This window comes from Streptomyces sp. NPDC006435 (assembly GCF_040612315.1).
Classification (GTDB): domain Bacteria; phylum Actinomycetota; class Actinomycetes; order Streptomycetales; family Streptomycetaceae; genus Streptomyces.
Map to the genome: position 1 here is coordinate 69,914 of NZ_JBEXPY010000034.1, position 16,266 is coordinate 86,179.

Below are 16,266 nucleotides of genomic sequence, written 5' to 3' on the forward strand. Positions count from 1 at the left end.
GACCGGTGTCAGACGTCCGTGTGACCATCCAACGCGATTCCGAGCGGGAAGAGCGCGTGGTGACGACGGGCACTACGGCGGCCGAGCTCTTCCCCGGCGAGCGCACCGTCGTCGCGGCCCGGGTCGCCGGCGAGCTGAAGGACCTCGCGTACGTCGTCGCCGACGGCGAGGTCGTCGAGCCCGTCGAGATCTCCTCCGAGGACGGCCTGAACATCCTGCGGCACTCCACCGCGCACGTCATGGCCCAGGCCGTGCAGCAGCTCTTCCCCGAGGCCAAGCTGGGCATCGGCCCGCCGGTCAAGGACGGCTTCTACTACGACTTCGACGTCGAGAAGCCGTTCACCCCCGAGGACCTCAAGGCCATCGAGAAGAAGATGCAGGAGATCCAGAAGCGGGGCCAGCGGTTCTCCCGCCGGGTCGTGACGGACGAGGACGCCCGCGAGGAGCTGTCCGACGAGCCGTACAAGCTGGAGCTCATCGGCATCAAGGGCTCCGCGTCCTCGGACGACGGCGCGGACGTCGAGGTGGGCGGCGGCGAGCTGACCATCTACGACAACCTCGACCCGAAGACCGGCGAGCTGTGCTGGAAGGACCTCTGCCGGGGTCCCCACCTGCCGACCACCCGGTTCATCCCGGCCTTCAAGCTGATGCGCAACGCCGCGGCGTACTGGCGCGGCAGCGAGAAGAACCCGATGCTCCAGCGCATCTACGGCACCGCCTGGCCCACCAAGGACGAGCTCAAGGCGCACCTGGAGTTCCTGGAGGAGGCCGCCAAGCGCGACCACCGCAAGCTCGGCAACGAGCTGGACCTCTTCTCCTTCCCGGACGAGATCGGCCCCGGCCTCGCGGTCTTCCACCCCAAGGGCGGCATCATCCGCCGCGCCATGGAGGACTACTCGCGCCGCCGGCACGAGGAGGAGGGCTACGAGTTCGTCTACTCCCCGCACGCCACCAAGGGCAAGCTCTTCGAGAAGTCCGGCCACCTGGACTGGTACGCCGACGGCATGTACCCGCCCATGCAGCTCGACGACGGGGTGGACTACTACCTCAAGCCGATGAACTGCCCGATGCACAACCTGATCTTCGACGCGCGCGGCCGTTCGTACCGTGAACTCCCGCTGCGCCTCTTCGAGTTCGGCACGGTGTACCGGTACGAGAAGTCCGGCGTGGTGCACGGCCTGACCCGCTCGCGCGGCTTCACGCAGGACGACGCGCACATCTACTGCACCAAGGAGCAGATGGCCGAGGAGCTCGACCGGACGCTCACCTTCGTCCTGAACCTGCTCCGCGACTACGGCCTGACCGACTTCTACCTGGAGCTCTCCACCAAGGACCCGGAGAAGTTCGTCGGCTCGGACGAGATCTGGGAAGAGGCCACCGAGACGCTGCGCCAGGTCGCCGAGAAGCAGGGCCTGCCGCTGGTCCCGGACCCGGGCGGCGCCGCGTTCTACGGCCCGAAGATCTCGGTCCAGTGCAAGGACGCCATCGGCCGCACCTGGCAGATGTCGACCGTGCAGCTCGACTTCAACCTGCCGGAGCGCTTCGACCTGGAGTACACCGGCCCGGACGGCACCAAGCAGCGCCCGGTCATGATCCACCGCGCCCTGTTCGGTTCCATCGAGCGCTTCTTCGCGGTGCTGCTGGAGCACTACGCGGGTGCGTTCCCGGTGTGGCTGGCCCCGGTCCAGGCGGTCGGCATCCCGATCGGCGACGCGCACATCCCCTACCTCCAGGAGTTCGCCGCCAAGGCGCGGAAGAAGGGGCTGCGGGTCGACGTGGACGCCTCGTCCGACCGGATGCAGAAGAAGATCCGCAACCAGCAGAAGGCCAAGGTGCCCTTCATGATCATCGCGGGCGACGAGGACATGGCCAACGGCGCCGTCTCCTTCCGCTACCGCGACGGGTCGCAGGAGAACGGCATCCCCGTCGAGGACGCCATCGCCAAGATCCAGAAGGCCGTCGAGGACCGCGTCCAGGTCTGACGCGCACGGCGTGAGAGGCCCCCGGAGAGCTACCCGCCCTCCGGGGGCCTCTTCTCGTCCTCGCGCCGGAACACCTGCAGCATCCACGACGAGAACGAGCCCGTTACCGCCCCCAGCAGCGCCAGCCCGCAGGCCATCAGGCCCGACGCGACGAACCGGCCGCTCGGCGTGATGGGGACCGCGTCCCCGTACCCCACCGTCGTGAGCGTCTCGCACGCCCACCACACCGAGTCCCCGAAGGTGCGGATCGAGGCCCCCGGCACCGTGTGCTCCTGGTGGTAGACGGCCAGCGCGGCGGAGAAGCCGAGCAGCAGCGCGCTCACCCCGGCATAGGCCATCACACGGGCGTACAGGCTCAGCCGCGGTTGCTGCCGGTGCCGCTGCACCGCGGTGTAGAAGCGGATCAGACGCAGCGGCCGCAGCAGCGGGAGCAGCAGGACCACCGTGTCCAGCCAGTGCACCCGGACGAAACGGAGGCCCAGGCCGCTGAGCCGGAGCCGTACGGCGTAGTCCCCGACGAAGACCAGCCAGGTGGCACAGACCAGGGCGAGGGCGAGGTCGCGCCAGACCCCGGCGTCGTCGGGGGCCAGGACGCGCACCGCGTAGCCGAGCAGGAAGACCAGTGAGACGACGAGGAGTGGTACTTCCGTGCGCTGCTCCCAGCGCCGGAAGGAAGGAGGTGCCGAGTCGGCGGGCCGGTCGCTCATCGCCTCAGCATCGCCGTCCGCGCACGGGGGCGGCCCCGGCGACACGCTCCGCGGGGGTGAAGCAATATGCTGATCGCCATGACGAGTGAGCCGGAGCAGCAGATCGGAGTGGGAACGCCCGACGCGTTCCAGCGCCTGTGGACGCCCCACCGGATGGCGTACATCCAGGGCGAGAACAAGCCGACCGGCCCGGAGGCCGGCGACGGCTGCCCGTTCTGCGGCATCCCGTCGAAATCGGACGAGGACGGACTCGTCATCGCGCGCGGCCGGAACGTCTACGCCGTGCTGAACCTGTACCCGTACAACGGCGGCCATCTGATGGTGGTGCCGTACCGGCACGTCGCGGACTACACGGAGCTGGACGGCCCGGAGACCATGGAGCTGGCCGACTTCACCAAGCGGGCGATGGTGGCCCTGCGGTCGGCGTCGGGCGCGCACGGCTTCAACATCGGCATGAACCAGGGGGCGGTGGCCGGGGCCGGCATCGCGGCCCATCTGCACCAGCACCTGGTGCCGCGCTGGGGCGGTGACACCAACTTCATGCCGGTCGTCGGGCACACGAAGGTGCTGCCGCAGCTGCTCGCCGACACGCGCAAGATGCTGGCCGACGCCTGGCCGGTCGACTGACCGGACCGCCGCCCCGCGCGAAGGCCGCCCCCGCCTCCCGGCCGGGGCGGCCTTCGCCGCATCCGCAGGGGACGGCCCCTACGCGTCGTACAGGTCGGCCTTGCGCGGGGACGGGTCCTGCACCTGACCGCTCAGCGCCATCGAGCGGCTGTCGAAGCGCTCGGTGTCGACGCCGTTCTCCTCCAGGACGCGCAGGGCGGCGCTGTGCACGGCGCGCAGCACGGGGGTCGCGGCACGCATCGCGTCGTCCGCCATGAAGCGGTGCCGCCACGGCTTCTCCGCCCAGGCGTGCCGCAGACCGAACGGCTCGGGCAGGGCGATCTTGCCGCCCAGGTAGTCCAGGATCGGCGGGTACCAGGTGAAGGGCGCGCGCAGGGCGAGGCGGACGACCTCCTCGGGCTCGACCAGGGCGAGGGTGATGTCGCGGGTCTCCCAGAACCGCACGGTCTTGTTGACCGTCTTGGTCTTGGCCGAGGGCTTGCTGGTGAACAGGGAGTGGACCGGGCCGAGCGCATGCCCGGTGACCTCGATGCGCAGGGTCTCGTAGAGGACCGTGACCGTGATCATCATGGTGATGACCAACTGGCCGTCCCAGAGGGTGAACTGGACGCCCAGGTAGTGCCGGTCGCCGCCGCCGAACTGCTGGTGGTTGCAGATCCGCTGTATCTCGTGCGGCTTGACCTGGAAGGTGGCGACGTCCTCGCCCTCGGGCCGGGAGACCGATCCGGCGTTCTCCCCGACGGGGGACACGATCCAGTGGGTGACCGACGGGGTGGGGAACCCTCCGGTGTTCAACGGGCCGCGCTCCAGCAGCTTGAGCTGGTCGTGGATGGCCCGGATCACGTCCCAGCTGCGGAACTGGTGGAACTCCTTGCTGGGCTCCTTGGGGACGAGCTCCTCGGCGAGCTGCCAGCTGCCCCAGCGGGTACCCATGCCGAGGATCCCCTTGGGGCCCGCGTAGAAGACCGAGTTGGACTGCTGCTCGGCGGAGAGCTTCTCCAGCCCCTGGCGCAGCGCCTCGCGGGAGGTCTCGTTGGGGTTCTTCGGCGCGGCCTCGGGGATCCTGGCGGTGACGCCGCCGCCGGACAGGAGCCCCTCCCAACGGGCCCGCATGTCCTTGGCGGAGGACTCGGCGATCCGCTTGGCGATGTACCAGCCGATGACGGGGGCGACGATCACCGCCCGTACGTAGATCGCCGCGAACCCGGTGAGCGGCAGCTTGACCAGGAAGAACAGAGCCACGATGCCGATGATCGGGAGCAGGGCGTTGCCCAGGGCGGAGAGGGCCTTGTCCTTGGTGCCGCTCAGCCAGTCGCGCAGCCGGAACGCGATGATCCACATGAGCATGCCGGGCAGGAAGAGGAAGCCGAACAGGGCGGTGACGGCGGTCAGTTTGGCATCCCGGGACCTGCGCAGGCGGGACGCGGACAGGCAGTGCTCGACGACGGTCTGAGGATCGGTCCCGAAGGACTGGATGAGGGCCTTGCGGGCGCCGCCCAGCATCCGTTCCTGGACGGCGCGGGAGAACGCCTCACCGAGATTCGGCTTGAAATAGTCGGCCTTGATGAACTTGGAACGGCCCGCTTTCACTTCGGACTTGTGCCACTCGCTGTTGGCTTCAAGGATCTTCTCCACCGGGCTGTCGCGGTACGCGGCGGAGGCGAGGGCATTCGTCGCCACCGCCTGACCGCCCGAGCCCTGGAGCGGGATCTGCGCTCCAGGAGAGAAATCGAATCCGTCGTTGGCCACTGTCGCCCCCACTCGCCGCCAAGAACCGCTCCTGCGGCTGTTTCCCAACTGCCGTGTCCGGCACACCTTCTGAGCTGGGACCAAAGCGTATCGTCCGGATCGGTACGCCGCTGGCGCCTGTGGACAAAGACGGCCGACAGTCCTGCTCAGGCGTCGTCCGGACGGTTCTCCCGCCGTTCCCCGAGGCGTTCCGCGAGCTGCGGGGGCATCGCTTCGTGCCGGGCGTACGCCCGGTCGAAGCGACCGGCGCCATGGGAGAGGGACCGCAGGTCGACGGCGTACCGGTCGATCTCCAGCTCCGGCACCTCGGCCCGTACGAGGGTGCGTCCGGAGCCGGACTGCTCGGTGCCGATCACCCTGCCGCGGCGCCCGGACAGATCGCTCATCACCGGCCCGACGTAGTCGTCGGGGATCACCACCCGCACCTCGTCGACCGGTTCCAGGAACCGGATGCGGGTGTCCGCGGCGGCCTCGCGCAGGGCCAGCGCGCCCGCGGTCTGGAACGCGGCGTCGGAGGAGTCCACCGAATGGGACTTGCCGTCCCGCAGCGTGACGCGCACGTCGACGAGCGGATGCCCGGCCACGACCCCGCGGGCCGCCTGGGCGCGCACTCCCTTCTCCACGGAGGAGATGAACTGCCGGGGCACCGATCCGCCGACCACCTTGTCGACGAACTCGACGCCCGACCCGGCGGGCAGCGGTTCCACGTCGATCTCGCAGATGGCGTACTGGCCGTGGCCGCCGGACTGCTTCACGTGCCGGCCGCGCCCGGTCGACGGTGCGGCGAAGGTCTCGCGGAGCGCCACCTCGTGCGGCACGGCGTCCACCTGGACGCCGTAGCGGTTGCGCAGCCGGTCCAGCGCCACGTCCTGGTGGGCCTCGCCCAGGCACCACAGCACCACCTGGTGGGTGTCCTGGTTCTGTTCGAGGCGCATGGTCGGGTCCTCGGCGACCAGCCGGGCGAGCCCCTGGGAGAGCTTGTCCTCGTCCGCCTTGCTGTGCGCCTCGATGGCGAGCGGCAGCAGCGGGTCGGGAGTGGTCCAGGGATCCAGCAGCAGGGGCAGGTCCGGGTCGGAGAGGGTGTCCCCGGTCTCGGCGGTGCCCAGCTTGGCGACGCAGGCCAGGTCCCCGGCGGCGCACGCGGTCAGCGGACGCTGCTGTTTGCCGAAGGGGGTGGAGAGCGCGCCGACGCGCACCTCCGCCTCGTGGAAGGGGCGGGCCTCGCGGGCGGGGTCGGTGAGGCCGTGGCCGAACACGTGGACGGTCTCGTCGGGGCGCAGGGTGCCGGAGAAGACGCGCACGAGCGAGACCCGGCCGACGTACGGGTCGGAGGACGTCTTGACCACCTCGGCCACCAGCGGCCCGTCCGGATCGCAGGACAGAACCGGGCGCGACGCCCCGTGCAGCGGGGTGACGCCGGGGATCGGGCGCTCCGACGGGGTCGGGAAGCCACCGGTGACCAGGTCCAGGATCTCGACGGTGCCGACGCCCTGCCGGGCGCCCTCGGCCGCGGGGGCGGCGGCGAGGACGGGATGGAAGGTGCCCCGGGCGACGGCGCGCTCCAGGTCCTCGACGAGGCTCGCGGCATCGATCTCGGCCCCGCCCAGGTAGCGGTCCATCAGGGTCTCGTCCTCGCTCTCGGCGATGATCCCCTCGATGAGCCGGTCGCGGGCCGCCCGGAGCGGTTCCCGCCGGGTGTCGTCGGGCGGCTTCTCCCGCCGCTCGCCCGAGGAGTAGTCGAGGACCTGCCGGGTGAGCAGGCAGGTCAGTCCGGTGAGTGGTGCGTGCCCGTCGGGGCCCTCGGGGCCGTGCACGGGCAGGTGGAGCGGGAGCACGGCGTCGGGGTCGTCACCGCCGAGGACCTCGCCGCAGACCCGGACCATCTCGTCGAACGGGGTGCGCGCCGTGTCGAGGTGCGTGACGACGATCGCGCGCGGCATGCCGACGGCCGCGCACTCCTCCCACACGGCACGGGTGGCACCGGCCACCGCGTCCGCCTCCTGGGCCGCGGAGACGACGAACAGGGCCGCGTCCGCCGCCCGCAGACCGGCCCTGAGCTCCCCGACGAAATCGGCGTAGCCGGGCGTGTCCAGCAGGTTGATCCGGCACCCGGCCCACTCCACGGGGACCAGGGAGAGCTGCACGGAACGCTGCTGCCGGTGTTCGATCCCGTCGTAGTCGGAGAGGGTGGTGCCGTCCTCGACCCGGCCGGCCCGGTTGACCGCCCCCGCGGTCTGCGCCAGGGCCTCGACGAGCGTGGTCTTCCCGGAACCGCTGTGGCCGACGAGCACCACGTTCCGTACGGACGAGGGCCGGCCGGCCGTCGTCGCCCCGCCGGCGGCCCCGGTGTGCGCGTGTGTCCTGTCACCCATGATGTGCCTCCCGGATGGTGGCGCCGGACGCAGGGGCCGGCGCGGGGTGGGGGAGAGAAGTCACGGGCACGGGGAGCCGCCGCGGCGGCCACGACGACACCCGCGGTAATTCGAGCTTTCCACTCGGGCCGGGATGCGTCCATACAACGCCCCCGCCCCGGTGCCCGGACGGTGGAGCCGGGCGGGCGTGACTACGATGGGCCAGCCGGTGGCCGATGGGGCCGCTCGGCCCACCGACCCTCGGGAAGGCCATGCTGAACAAGTACGCGCGTGCATTTTTTACGCGTGTCCTCACACCGTTCGCCGCACTGCTCCTCCGTCTCGGCGTGAGCCCTGACGCGGTCACGCTGATCGGTACGGCCGGAGTGGTGGCGGGTGCGCTGGTCTTCTTCCCGATGGGGGAGTTCTTCTGGGGCACGATCGTCATCACGGTCTTCGTCTTCTCCGACCTCGTCGACGGGAACATGGCCCGCCAGGCCGGCATCTCCAGCCGCTGGGGCGCGTTCCTGGACTCGACGCTGGACCGGGTCGCCGACGGGGCGATCTTCGGCGGTTTCGCGCTCTGGTACGCGGGCCGGGGCGACGACAACGTGCTCTGCGCGGTCGCGATCTTCTGCCTGGCCAGCGGCCAGGTGGTCTCGTACACGAAGGCGCGCGGCGAGTCGATCGGGCTGCCGGTCGCCGTCAACGGGCTCGTGGAGCGCGCCGAGCGACTGGTGGTCTCGCTGGTCGCGGCCGGGCTCGCCGGGCTGCACGAGTTCGGGGTCCCCGGCATCCAGGTGCTGCTGCCGATCGCGCTGTGGATCGTCGCCGTGGGCAGCCTGGTGACGCTCGTGCAGCGGGTCGTCACCGTGCGCCGCGAGTCCGCCGAGGCCGACGCCGCCGAGGCGGCCGCCGCGCGGGGCAGCGGGGCCGCCCAGTGAGCGACGCACCGGGGAGCGGCCGGACCGGTCCGCGCGACCGGCTGACGGACGGGCTGTACGGACTCGGCTGGGCCGCCGTCAAGAAGCTTCCCGAGCCGGTCGCCCGGTCCCTCTTCCGGACCATCGCCGACCAGGCGTGGAAGCGGCGGGGCAAGAGCGTGCTGCGACTGGAGTCGAACCTGGCCCGGGTCGTGCCCGGGGCGTCACCGGCCCGGCTGGCCGAGCTCTCCAGGGCCGGTATGCGCTCGTACATGCGCTACTGGATGGAGTCGTTCCGGCTGCCCACCTGGAGCCCGGAGCGGATCAAGGCGTCCATAGAGGTGGCCGACGCGCACCGGCTGACCGACGGACTGGACGCCGGCCGCGGCGTCGTTCTCGCCCTGCCGCACCTGGCGAACTGGGACCTGGCGGGCGCCTGGGTCACCACCGATCTCAAGGTGCCCTTCACCACGGTCGCCGAGCGGCTGAAACCGGAGACCCTGTACGACCGGTTCGTCGCCTACCGCGAGGGACTCGGCATGGAGGTCCTGCCGCACAGCGGCGGCGCCGCCTTCGGCACCCTGGCCCGGCGGCTGCGCTCGGGCGGACTGGTCTGCCTGGTGGCCGACCGCGACCTGTCGGCCTCCGGGGTCGAGGTGTCCTTCTTCGGCGACACCGCGCGCATGCCCGCGGGCCCGGCGCTGCTCGCCCAGCAGACCGGAGCGCTGCTGCTGCCGGTGACGCTCGGCTACGACGACACACCCGTGATGAAGGCGCGCATCCACCCGCCGGTCGAGGTGCCCGCCACGGGCGACCGCACGGAGCGGACGTCCGCGATGACCCAGGCGCTGGCCGACGCCTTCGCCGCCGGGATCGCCGAGCACCCGGAGGACTGGCACATGCTGCAACGGCTCTGGCTCGCCGACCTGGAGCCCCGGGAGGACCGGCCGTGAAGATCGGCATCGTCTGCCCGTACTCCTGGGACGTGCCCGGGGGCGTGCAGTTCCACATCCGCGACCTGGCCGAGCATCTGATCCGGCTGGGGCACCAGGTGTCGGTGCTGGCGCCCGCGGACGACGAGACCCCGCTGCCGCCGTACGTGGTGTCGGCCGGCCGGGCCGTGCCCGTCCCGTACAACGGCTCCGTGGCCCGGCTGAACTTCGGTTTCCTCTCCGCAGCCCGGGTCCGTCGCTGGCTGCACGACGGCACCTTCGACGTGATCCACATCCACGAACCGACCTCGCCGTCGCTCGGGCTGCTCGCCTGCTGGGCCGCGCAGGGGCCGATCGTCGCCACGTTCCACACCTCCAACCCGCGCTCCCGGGCCATGATCGCGGCGTACCCGATCCTGCAGCCGGCCCTGGAGAAGATCAGCGCGCGGATCGCGGTGAGCGAGTACGCGCGCCGCACCCTGGTCGAGCACCTGGGCGGCGACGCGGTCGTCATCCCGAACGGCGTCGACGTCGACTTCTTCGCCGCGGCCGAGCCCCGGACCGAGTGGCAGGGGGGAACGATCGGCTTCATCGGACGCATCGACGAGCCCCGCAAGGGCCTGCCCGTCCTGATGCGGGCCCTGCCCGCGATCCTCGAGGCGCGCCCGGACGCCAGGCTCCTGGTGGCGGGCCGCGGCGACGAGGAGGAGGCCGTCGCCTCGCTGCCCGCGAAGATGCGCGAGCGCGTCGAGTTCCTGGGCATGGTGAGCGACGAGGACAAGGCCCGGCTGCTGCGCAGCGTCGACGTGTACGTCGCCCCCAACACGGGCGGCGAGAGCTTCGGGATCATCCTGGTCGAGGCCATGTCGGCCGGCGCCCCGGTCCTCGCCAGCGACCTGGACGCGTTCGCGCAGGTCCTGGACCAGGGCGCGGCGGGCGAGCTCTTCGCCAACGAGGACGCGGACGCGCTGGCCGGAGCCGCGATCCGGCTGCTCGGCGACCCGGACCGCCGCACGGAACTGCGCGAGCGGGGAACCGCCCACGTGCGGCGGTTCGACTGGTCGACGGTCGGGGCGGACATCCTCGCGGTGTACGAGACGGTGACGGACGGCGCGGCCTCGGTGGCGGCCGACGAACGCCCGGGACTGCGCGCCCGGCTCGGCCTGGCCCGGGACTAGGCACTTCCGGACCGGCCCGCCGCCGTGCTGTCGTCCGGATCGTGCCGGGCCCGAGCGGTGTGCCTCCGGGCCTCCGTGCCGCGCCGTCCGGACGGGGTTTCGGGGCCTGCCCGGGCCCGGGGCGGCGGTTCCCCGGAGGCAGGTGCCGTCCGCGGCGGCCGGTGGGCGTCACGCCGTGTGCGCACCGGCGGTAGCCTTGCCGCCCGTGATCGAAACCCTCATCTGGATCGCCGTCGCGGTCGTCGCGATCGGCATGTACCTCAGCTGGACCGCCGGACGGCTGGACCGGCTGCACACCCGTATCGATGCCGCCCGCGCCGCCCTCGACGCGCAGCTCCTGCGCCGGGCATCGGTCACCCAGGAACTGGCCACGTCCGGTGTCCTCGACCCGGCCGCGTCCATCGTGCTGTACGAGGCCGCGCACGCCGCCCGCCAGGCGGAGGAGGAGAACCGCGAGGTCGCCGAGAGCGAGCTGAGCACCGCGCTGCGCGCGGTCTTCGGCGAGGCGGCGCAGGTGGAGGCGGTGAAGGAGATCCCCGGCGGCGAGGAGGCCGCACTCGAACTGGCCGCCGCCGTGCGCCGTGTGCCGATGGCCCGGCGGTTCCACAACGACGCGGTGCGCGCGGCGCGCGCGCTGCGCCGCCACCGCAAGGTGCGGTGGTTCCGGCTGGCCGGCCACGCCCCGTTCCCGCTCGCCTTCGAGATGGACGACGAACCGCCGGTGGCCCTCGCGGACCGCCCCGTCGGCTGAGCCGGAACCGGCCTTTCCGCGCGTGACCGGGGCCACATCCCGGCCCGTACGCGTGCAAAACGATCCACCGGCCTCCTATTGGCCCTTGTCGTGGACTGTTCCCGGAGAGTTTGCTCAGCTCTGCGCCAACCAGCGCTTTTCGGCAACTTTTTCTCCGAGTGAGGTCGATCCATGTCCACGCTTCCCTCCACCCCGCAGTCCACGGACTCCCCGGCCACCGGAACCGCGCGCGTCAAGCGCGGCATGGCCGAGCAGCTCAAGGGCGGCGTGATCATGGACGTCGTCAACGCCGAGCAGGCCAAGATCGCCGAGGACGCGGGCGCCGTGGCCGTCATGGCCCTGGAGCGGGTTCCGGCCGACATCCGCAAGGACGGCGGCGTGGCCCGGATGTCCGACCCGAACATGATCGAGGAGATCATCGAGGCCGTCTCCATCCCGGTGATGGCCAAGTCGCGCATCGGCCACTTCGTCGAGGCCCAGGTCCTGCAGTCCCTGGGGGTCGACTACATCGACGAGTCCGAGGTCCTCACCCCGGCCGACGAGGTCAACCACAGCGACAAGTTCGCCTTCACCACGCCGTTCGTCTGCGGCGCCACCAACCTGGGCGAGGCCCTGCGCCGCATCGCCGAGGGCGCGGCCATGATCCGCTCGAAGGGCGAGGCCGGCACCGGGAACGTCGTCGAGGCGGTCCGCCACCTGCGTCAGATCAAGAACGAGATCGCCCGGCTGCGCGGCTACGACAACAACGAGCTGTACGCCGCGGCCAAGGAGCTCCGCGCCCCGTACGAGCTGGTCAAGGAGGTCGCCGAGCTCGGCAAGCTGCCCGTGGTGCTGTTCTCCGCCGGTGGTGTCGCCACCCCGGCCGACGCCGCGCTCATGCGCCAGCTCGGCGCCGAGGGCGTCTTCGTCGGCTCCGGCATCTTCAAGTCCGGCGACCCGGCCAAGCGCGCCGCCGCGATCGTGAAGGCCACCACCTTCTACGACGACCCGAAGATCATCGCGGACGCCTCCCGGAACCTGGGCGAGGCCATGGTCGGCATCAACTGCGACACCCTGCCCGAGACCGAGCGCTACGCCAACCGCGGCTGGTAAGCAGCGATGAGCGAAACCCCTGTGATCGGAGTCCTGGCACTCCAGGGCGACGTACGGGAGCACCTGATCGCCCTGGCCTCGGCGGACGCCCTGGCCAGGCCGGTCCGGCGGCCCGAGGAACTCGCCGAGGTCGACGGCCTGGTCCTGCCCGGCGGCGAGTCCACCACGATGTCCAAGCTGGCCTCCCTGTTCGGCATGCTGGACCCCCTGCGTGAACGGGTGCGGGACGGCATGCCCGTCTACGGGACCTGCGCCGGAATGATCCTGCTCGCCGACAAGATCCTCGACCCGCGCGCGGGCCAGGAGACGATCGGCGGGATCGACATGATCGTGCGCCGCAACGCCTTCGGGCGGCAGAACGAGTCCTTCGAGGCCGCCGTCGAGGTCGCCGGCGTCGAGGGCGGCCCGGTGGAGGGCGTCTTCATCCGCGCCCCCTGGGTGGAGTCGGTCGGCGCGCGCGCCGAGGTGGTGGCGGAGCACGACGGCCACATCGTCGCCGTACGTCAGGGAAACGCCCTGGCCACGTCATTCCATCCGGAATTGACCGGGGACCACCGTGTTCACGCGTTGTTCGTGGACATGGTGCGCGCAGTCGGCTGACTCGATCCCGGTAGGATCTCCCGGGTTCGAATCGTTTTTGGTGACGCGAAGGAGAAGGCAGTGTCCGGCCACTCTAAATGGGCTACGACGAAGCACAAGAAGGCCGTGATTGACGCCAAGCGCGGCAAACTCTTCGCGAAGCTGATCAAGAACATCGAGGTCGCCGCCCGTACCGGCGGCGCGGACCCCGATGGGAACCCGACCCTTGTGGACGCGATCCAGAAGGCGAAGAAGAGCTCCGTCCCGAACAAGAACATCGACTCCGCGGTCAAGCGCGGCGCCGGTCTCGAGGCGGGCGGCGTCGACTACCAGACGATCATGTACGAGGGCTACGGCCCGAACGGCGTCGCGGTGCTCATCGAGTGCCTCACCGACAACCGCAACCGTGCCGCGTCCGACGTGCGCGTCGCGATGACCCGCAACGGCGGCTCGATGGCCGACCCGGGCTCGGTGTCGTACCTCTTCAACCGCAAGGGCGTCGTAATCGTCCCCAAGGGCGGGCTGACCGAGGACGACGTCCTGGGCGCCGTGCTCGACGCGGGTGCCGAGGAGGTCAACGACCTCGGCGAGAGCTACGAGGTCGTCAGCGAGGCCACCGACCTGGTCGCGGTCCGCACCGCGCTCCAGGACGCCGGGATCGACTACGACTCCGCCGACGCCAACTTCCTGCCCACCATGCAGGTCGAGCTGGACGAGGAGGGCGCGCGCAAGATCTTCAAGCTGATCGACGCGCTGGAGGACAGCGACGACGTGCAGAACGTCTTCGCCAACTTCGACGTCTCGGACGAGGTCATGGAGAAGGTCGAGGCCTGAGCCCGGCTCAGCGGCACGGCCTCCACGGACGGGCCGACGGGGAACACACCCCGTCGGCCCGTCGCATTGTCAGTGCGAGCGGATAGCCTGCGGGAACAGTTGAACGATCGGCACGGAAGGGGGCGCCCCATGCGGGTACTCGGCGTCGACCCGGGGCTGACCCGGTGCGGTGTCGGCGTCGTCGAGGGCGTCGCGGGCCGACCCCTGACGATGCTCGGCGTCGGAGTGGTGCGCACCCCCGCCGACGCGGAACTCGGCCACCGGCTGGTCGCCATCGAGCGCGGCATCGAGGAATGGCTCGACGAGCACCGGCCGGAGTTCGTCGCCGTGGAGCGGGTCTTCAGCCAGCACAACGTGCGTACGGTGATGGGCACCGCCCAGGCCAGCGCCGTCGCCATGCTCTGCGCGTCCCGGCGCGGCATACCGGTCGCCCTGCACACCCCCAGCGAGGTCAAGGCGGCCGTGACCGGCAGCGGCCGCGCCGACAAGGCACAGGTCGGCGCGATGGTCACCCGGCTGCTGCGGCTCGACGCCCCGCCGAAACCCGCCGACGCGGCCGACGCCCTCGCCCTCGCCATCTGCCACATCTGGCGCGCCCCCGCCGTCAACCGCCTCCAGCAGGCCCACGCGGCCGCCGCCCGGCGCGCCCCCCGTACCCCCGCGGTCCCCGTCCGGAAGGTCCCCCGATGATCGCCTTCGTCAGCGGCCCCGTGGCCGCACTCGCCCCGACCACGGCCGTGATCGAGGTCGGCGGCATCGGCATGGCCGTCCAGTGCACGCCGAACACCCTCGCCGGCCTCCGGGTCGGCACGGAGGCCAGGCTCGCCACCTCCCTCGTCGTGCGGGAGGACTCGCTCACTCTCTACGGCTTCGCCGACGACGACGAGCGGCAGGTCTTCGAACTGCTCCAGACCGCCAGCGGGGTGGGCCCCCGGCTGGCCCAGGCCATGCTCGCCACCCACAGCCCCGACGCCCTGCGCACCGCGGTCGCCACCGGCGACGAGAAGGCGCTCACCGCCGTCTCCGGCATCGGCAAGAAGGGTGCGCAGAAGCTCCTCCTCGAACTGAAGGACAGGCTCGGCGAGCCCGTCGGGTCCCACAGCGGCCGGCAGGGCATCGGCACCGCCGTCACCTCCTCCTGGAGCGACCAGCTCCAGGCCGCCCTGATCGGCCTCGGCTACGCCACCCGCGAGGCCGACGAGGCGGTCGCCGCCGTCACCCCGCAGGCCGAGGCCGCCCTCGCCGAGGGCGGCCGGCCCCCCGTGCCGCAGCTGCTGCGCGCCGCGCTGCAGACCCTCAACCGCGCGCGCTGACCGGAGCACAACACCCCGGGGACACCCCCGACGCCGGGCCGGGCACCGCACGGCACCGAACCACCCGAGGCGGGACAGACCACATGAACTGGGACGAGACCGGACCCGACACCGACGAGCGGCTCGACGAGCGCCTCGTCCGGGCCGACGCGGACGGCGAGGACACCGCGGTCGAAGCGGCCCTGCGGCCGAAGGACCTCGACGAATTCGTCGGCCAGGAGAAGGTGCGCGAACAGCTCGACCTGGTCCTCAAGGCGGCCAGGGCCCGCGGCGCCACCGCCGACCACGTCCTGCTCTCCGGCGCCCCCGGCCTCGGCAAGACCACCCTCTCCATGATCATCGCGGCCGAGATGGGCGCACCGATCCGGATCACCTCCGGCCCCGCCATCCAGCACGCCGGAGACCTCGCCGCGATCCTCTCCTCCCTCCAGGAGGGCGAGGTCCTCTTCCTCGACGAGATCCACCGGATGTCGCGCCCCGCCGAGGAGATGCTCTACATGGCGATGGAGGACTTCCGGGTCGACGTCATCGTCGGCAAGGGCCCCGGCGCCACCGCCATCCCGCTGGAACTGCCGCCCTTCACCCTGGTCGGCGCGACCACCAGGGCCGGACTGCTGCCGCCGCCGCTGCGCGACCGCTTCGGCTTCACCGGTCACATGGAGTTCTACACCCCCGCCGAACTGGAACGCGTCATCCACCGCTCCGCCCGCCTGCTCGACGTGGAGACGGACGCGGACGGCGCTGCCGAGATCGCCGGCCGTTCCCGTGGCACGCCCCGCATCGCCAACCGGCTGTTGCGCCGCGTCCGCGACTACGCCCAGGTCAAGGCCGACGGACGGATCGACCGCCCGGTCGCCGCAGCGGCCCTCGGGGTGTACGAGGTCGACGCCCGGGGCCTGGACCGGCTGGACCGGGCGGTACTCGAGGCCCTGCTCAAGCTCTTCGGCGGCGGCCCCGTCGGGCTGTCCACCCTCGCGGTCGCGGTGGGGGAGGAGCGCGAAACGGTCGAGGAGGTCGCGGAGCCCTTCCTGGTTCGGGAGGGGCTGCTGGCCAGGACCCCGCGCGGACGGATCGCGACGCCCGCGGCCTGGGCACACCTCGGCCTCGTGCCCCCGCAGCACGGCGGAAAGGGACAACAGGGCCTGTTCGGGGCGTGAAGTGTCACAGCTTGGCCGAAGCAGGAACCACAGCACGGCGTCGGGCGTTGTTCCATCGATGCGGACTCGCTTAGACTCCGCCGATGCCGCC

15 protein-coding genes are annotated in these 16,266 nt (G+C 71.5%); 12 read left to right on the plus strand and 3 right to left on the minus strand.

Going from position 1 to position 16,266, the window contains the following annotated elements:
• The first annotated feature begins 5 nt into the window (after nucleotides 1-5).
• Complete coding sequence (thrS, locus tag ABZZ04_RS28440) at nucleotides 6-1,982, plus strand: threonine--tRNA ligase (protein ID WP_356935066.1); 1,977 nt, start codon at nucleotides 6-8, stop codon at nucleotides 1,980-1,982.
• Nucleotides 1,983-2,011: 29 nt separating this feature from the next.
• Here thrS and ABZZ04_RS28445 read toward each other — a convergent pair whose 3' ends face one another.
• On the minus strand, nucleotides 2,012-2,689 hold the full coding sequence (locus tag ABZZ04_RS28445; RefSeq protein WP_356935067.1) for a potassium channel family protein: 678 nt from the start codon (nucleotides 2,687-2,689) through the stop codon (nucleotides 2,012-2,014).
• A 66-nt stretch (nucleotides 2,690-2,755) separates the two neighbouring features.
• Here ABZZ04_RS28445 and ABZZ04_RS28450 point away from each other — a divergent pair, with 66 nt between their 5' ends.
• Nucleotides 2,756-3,316 carry an HIT domain-containing protein gene (locus tag ABZZ04_RS28450; RefSeq protein WP_283850680.1) on the plus strand — a complete coding sequence of 187 codons (561 nt, stop codon included), beginning with the start codon at nucleotides 2,756-2,758 and terminating at the stop codon, nucleotides 3,314-3,316.
• Nucleotides 3,317-3,394: 78 nt separating this feature from the next.
• Here the strand turns inward: ABZZ04_RS28450 and ABZZ04_RS28455 are convergent, their stop codons facing one another.
• Together ABZZ04_RS28455 and ABZZ04_RS28460 are read right to left on the minus strand one after the other, a co-directional pair.
• Nucleotides 3,395-5,065, minus strand: a complete 1,671-nt coding sequence (locus tag ABZZ04_RS28455) for a hypothetical protein (protein ID WP_356935068.1) — start codon at nucleotides 5,063-5,065, stop codon at nucleotides 3,395-3,397.
• A gap of 146 nt (nucleotides 5,066-5,211) precedes the next feature.
• On the minus strand, nucleotides 5,212-7,437 hold the full coding sequence (locus ABZZ04_RS28460; RefSeq protein WP_356935069.1) for an elongation factor G-like protein EF-G2: 2,226 nt from the start codon (nucleotides 7,435-7,437) through the stop codon (nucleotides 5,212-5,214).
• Nucleotides 7,438-7,688: 251 nt separating this feature from the next.
• Here ABZZ04_RS28460 and pgsA point away from each other — a divergent pair, with 251 nt between their 5' ends.
• The 10 genes from pgsA to ruvB all read left to right on the plus strand — a co-directional run bounded on the left by pgsA (nucleotide 7,689) and on the right by ruvB (nucleotide 16,175).
• Nucleotides 7,689-8,360, plus strand: a complete 672-nt coding sequence (pgsA, locus tag ABZZ04_RS28465) for a phosphatidylinositol phosphate synthase (RefSeq protein ID WP_356935070.1) — start codon at nucleotides 7,689-7,691, stop codon at nucleotides 8,358-8,360.
• Entirely contained in the window at nucleotides 8,357-9,292 is a 936-nt protein-coding gene (locus ABZZ04_RS28470; protein ID WP_356935071.1) for a phosphatidylinositol mannoside acyltransferase, read from the plus strand. The genes pgsA and ABZZ04_RS28470 overlap by 4 nt, the downstream gene beginning before the upstream one ends.
• A complete protein-coding gene (locus ABZZ04_RS28475; RefSeq protein WP_356935072.1) occupies nucleotides 9,289-10,449 on the plus strand; it encodes a glycosyltransferase family 4 protein in 1,161 nt (386 codons plus the stop codon). The genes ABZZ04_RS28470 and ABZZ04_RS28475 overlap by 4 nt, the downstream gene beginning before the upstream one ends.
• A 253-nt stretch (nucleotides 10,450-10,702) precedes the next feature.
• Nucleotides 10,703-11,200 (plus strand): hypothetical protein, encoded by a 498-nt coding sequence (locus tag ABZZ04_RS28480; RefSeq protein ID WP_148835561.1) that lies wholly within the window; start codon nucleotides 10,703-10,705, stop codon nucleotides 11,198-11,200.
• Nucleotides 11,201-11,371: 171 nt separating this feature from the next.
• Nucleotides 11,372-12,292, plus strand: a complete 921-nt coding sequence (pdxS, locus tag ABZZ04_RS28485; protein ID WP_356328062.1) for a pyridoxal 5'-phosphate synthase lyase subunit PdxS — start codon at nucleotides 11,372-11,374, stop codon at nucleotides 12,290-12,292.
• A gap of 6 nt (nucleotides 12,293-12,298) precedes the next feature.
• On the plus strand, nucleotides 12,299-12,892 hold the full coding sequence (gene pdxT, locus ABZZ04_RS28490; protein ID WP_356935073.1) for a pyridoxal 5'-phosphate synthase glutaminase subunit PdxT: 594 nt from the start codon (nucleotides 12,299-12,301) through the stop codon (nucleotides 12,890-12,892).
• A 60-nt stretch (nucleotides 12,893-12,952) separates the two neighbouring features.
• Nucleotides 12,953-13,705 (plus strand): YebC/PmpR family DNA-binding transcriptional regulator, encoded by a 753-nt coding sequence (locus ABZZ04_RS28495; RefSeq protein WP_356935074.1) that lies wholly within the window; start codon nucleotides 12,953-12,955, stop codon nucleotides 13,703-13,705.
• Between the two features lie 129 nt (nucleotides 13,706-13,834).
• On the plus strand, nucleotides 13,835-14,395 hold the full coding sequence (ruvC, locus tag ABZZ04_RS28500) for a crossover junction endodeoxyribonuclease RuvC (protein WP_356935075.1): 561 nt from the start codon (nucleotides 13,835-13,837) through the stop codon (nucleotides 14,393-14,395).
• On the plus strand, nucleotides 14,392-15,018 hold the full coding sequence (ruvA, locus tag ABZZ04_RS28505) for a Holliday junction branch migration protein RuvA (RefSeq protein WP_356935076.1): 627 nt from the start codon (nucleotides 14,392-14,394) through the stop codon (nucleotides 15,016-15,018). The genes ruvC and ruvA overlap by 4 nt, the downstream gene beginning before the upstream one ends.
• An 83-nt stretch (nucleotides 15,019-15,101) precedes the next feature.
• Nucleotides 15,102-16,175, plus strand: a complete 1,074-nt coding sequence (gene ruvB / locus ABZZ04_RS28510; protein WP_356935077.1) for a Holliday junction branch migration DNA helicase RuvB — start codon at nucleotides 15,102-15,104, stop codon at nucleotides 16,173-16,175.
• The last annotated feature ends 91 nt before the right edge of the window (nucleotides 16,176-16,266 follow it).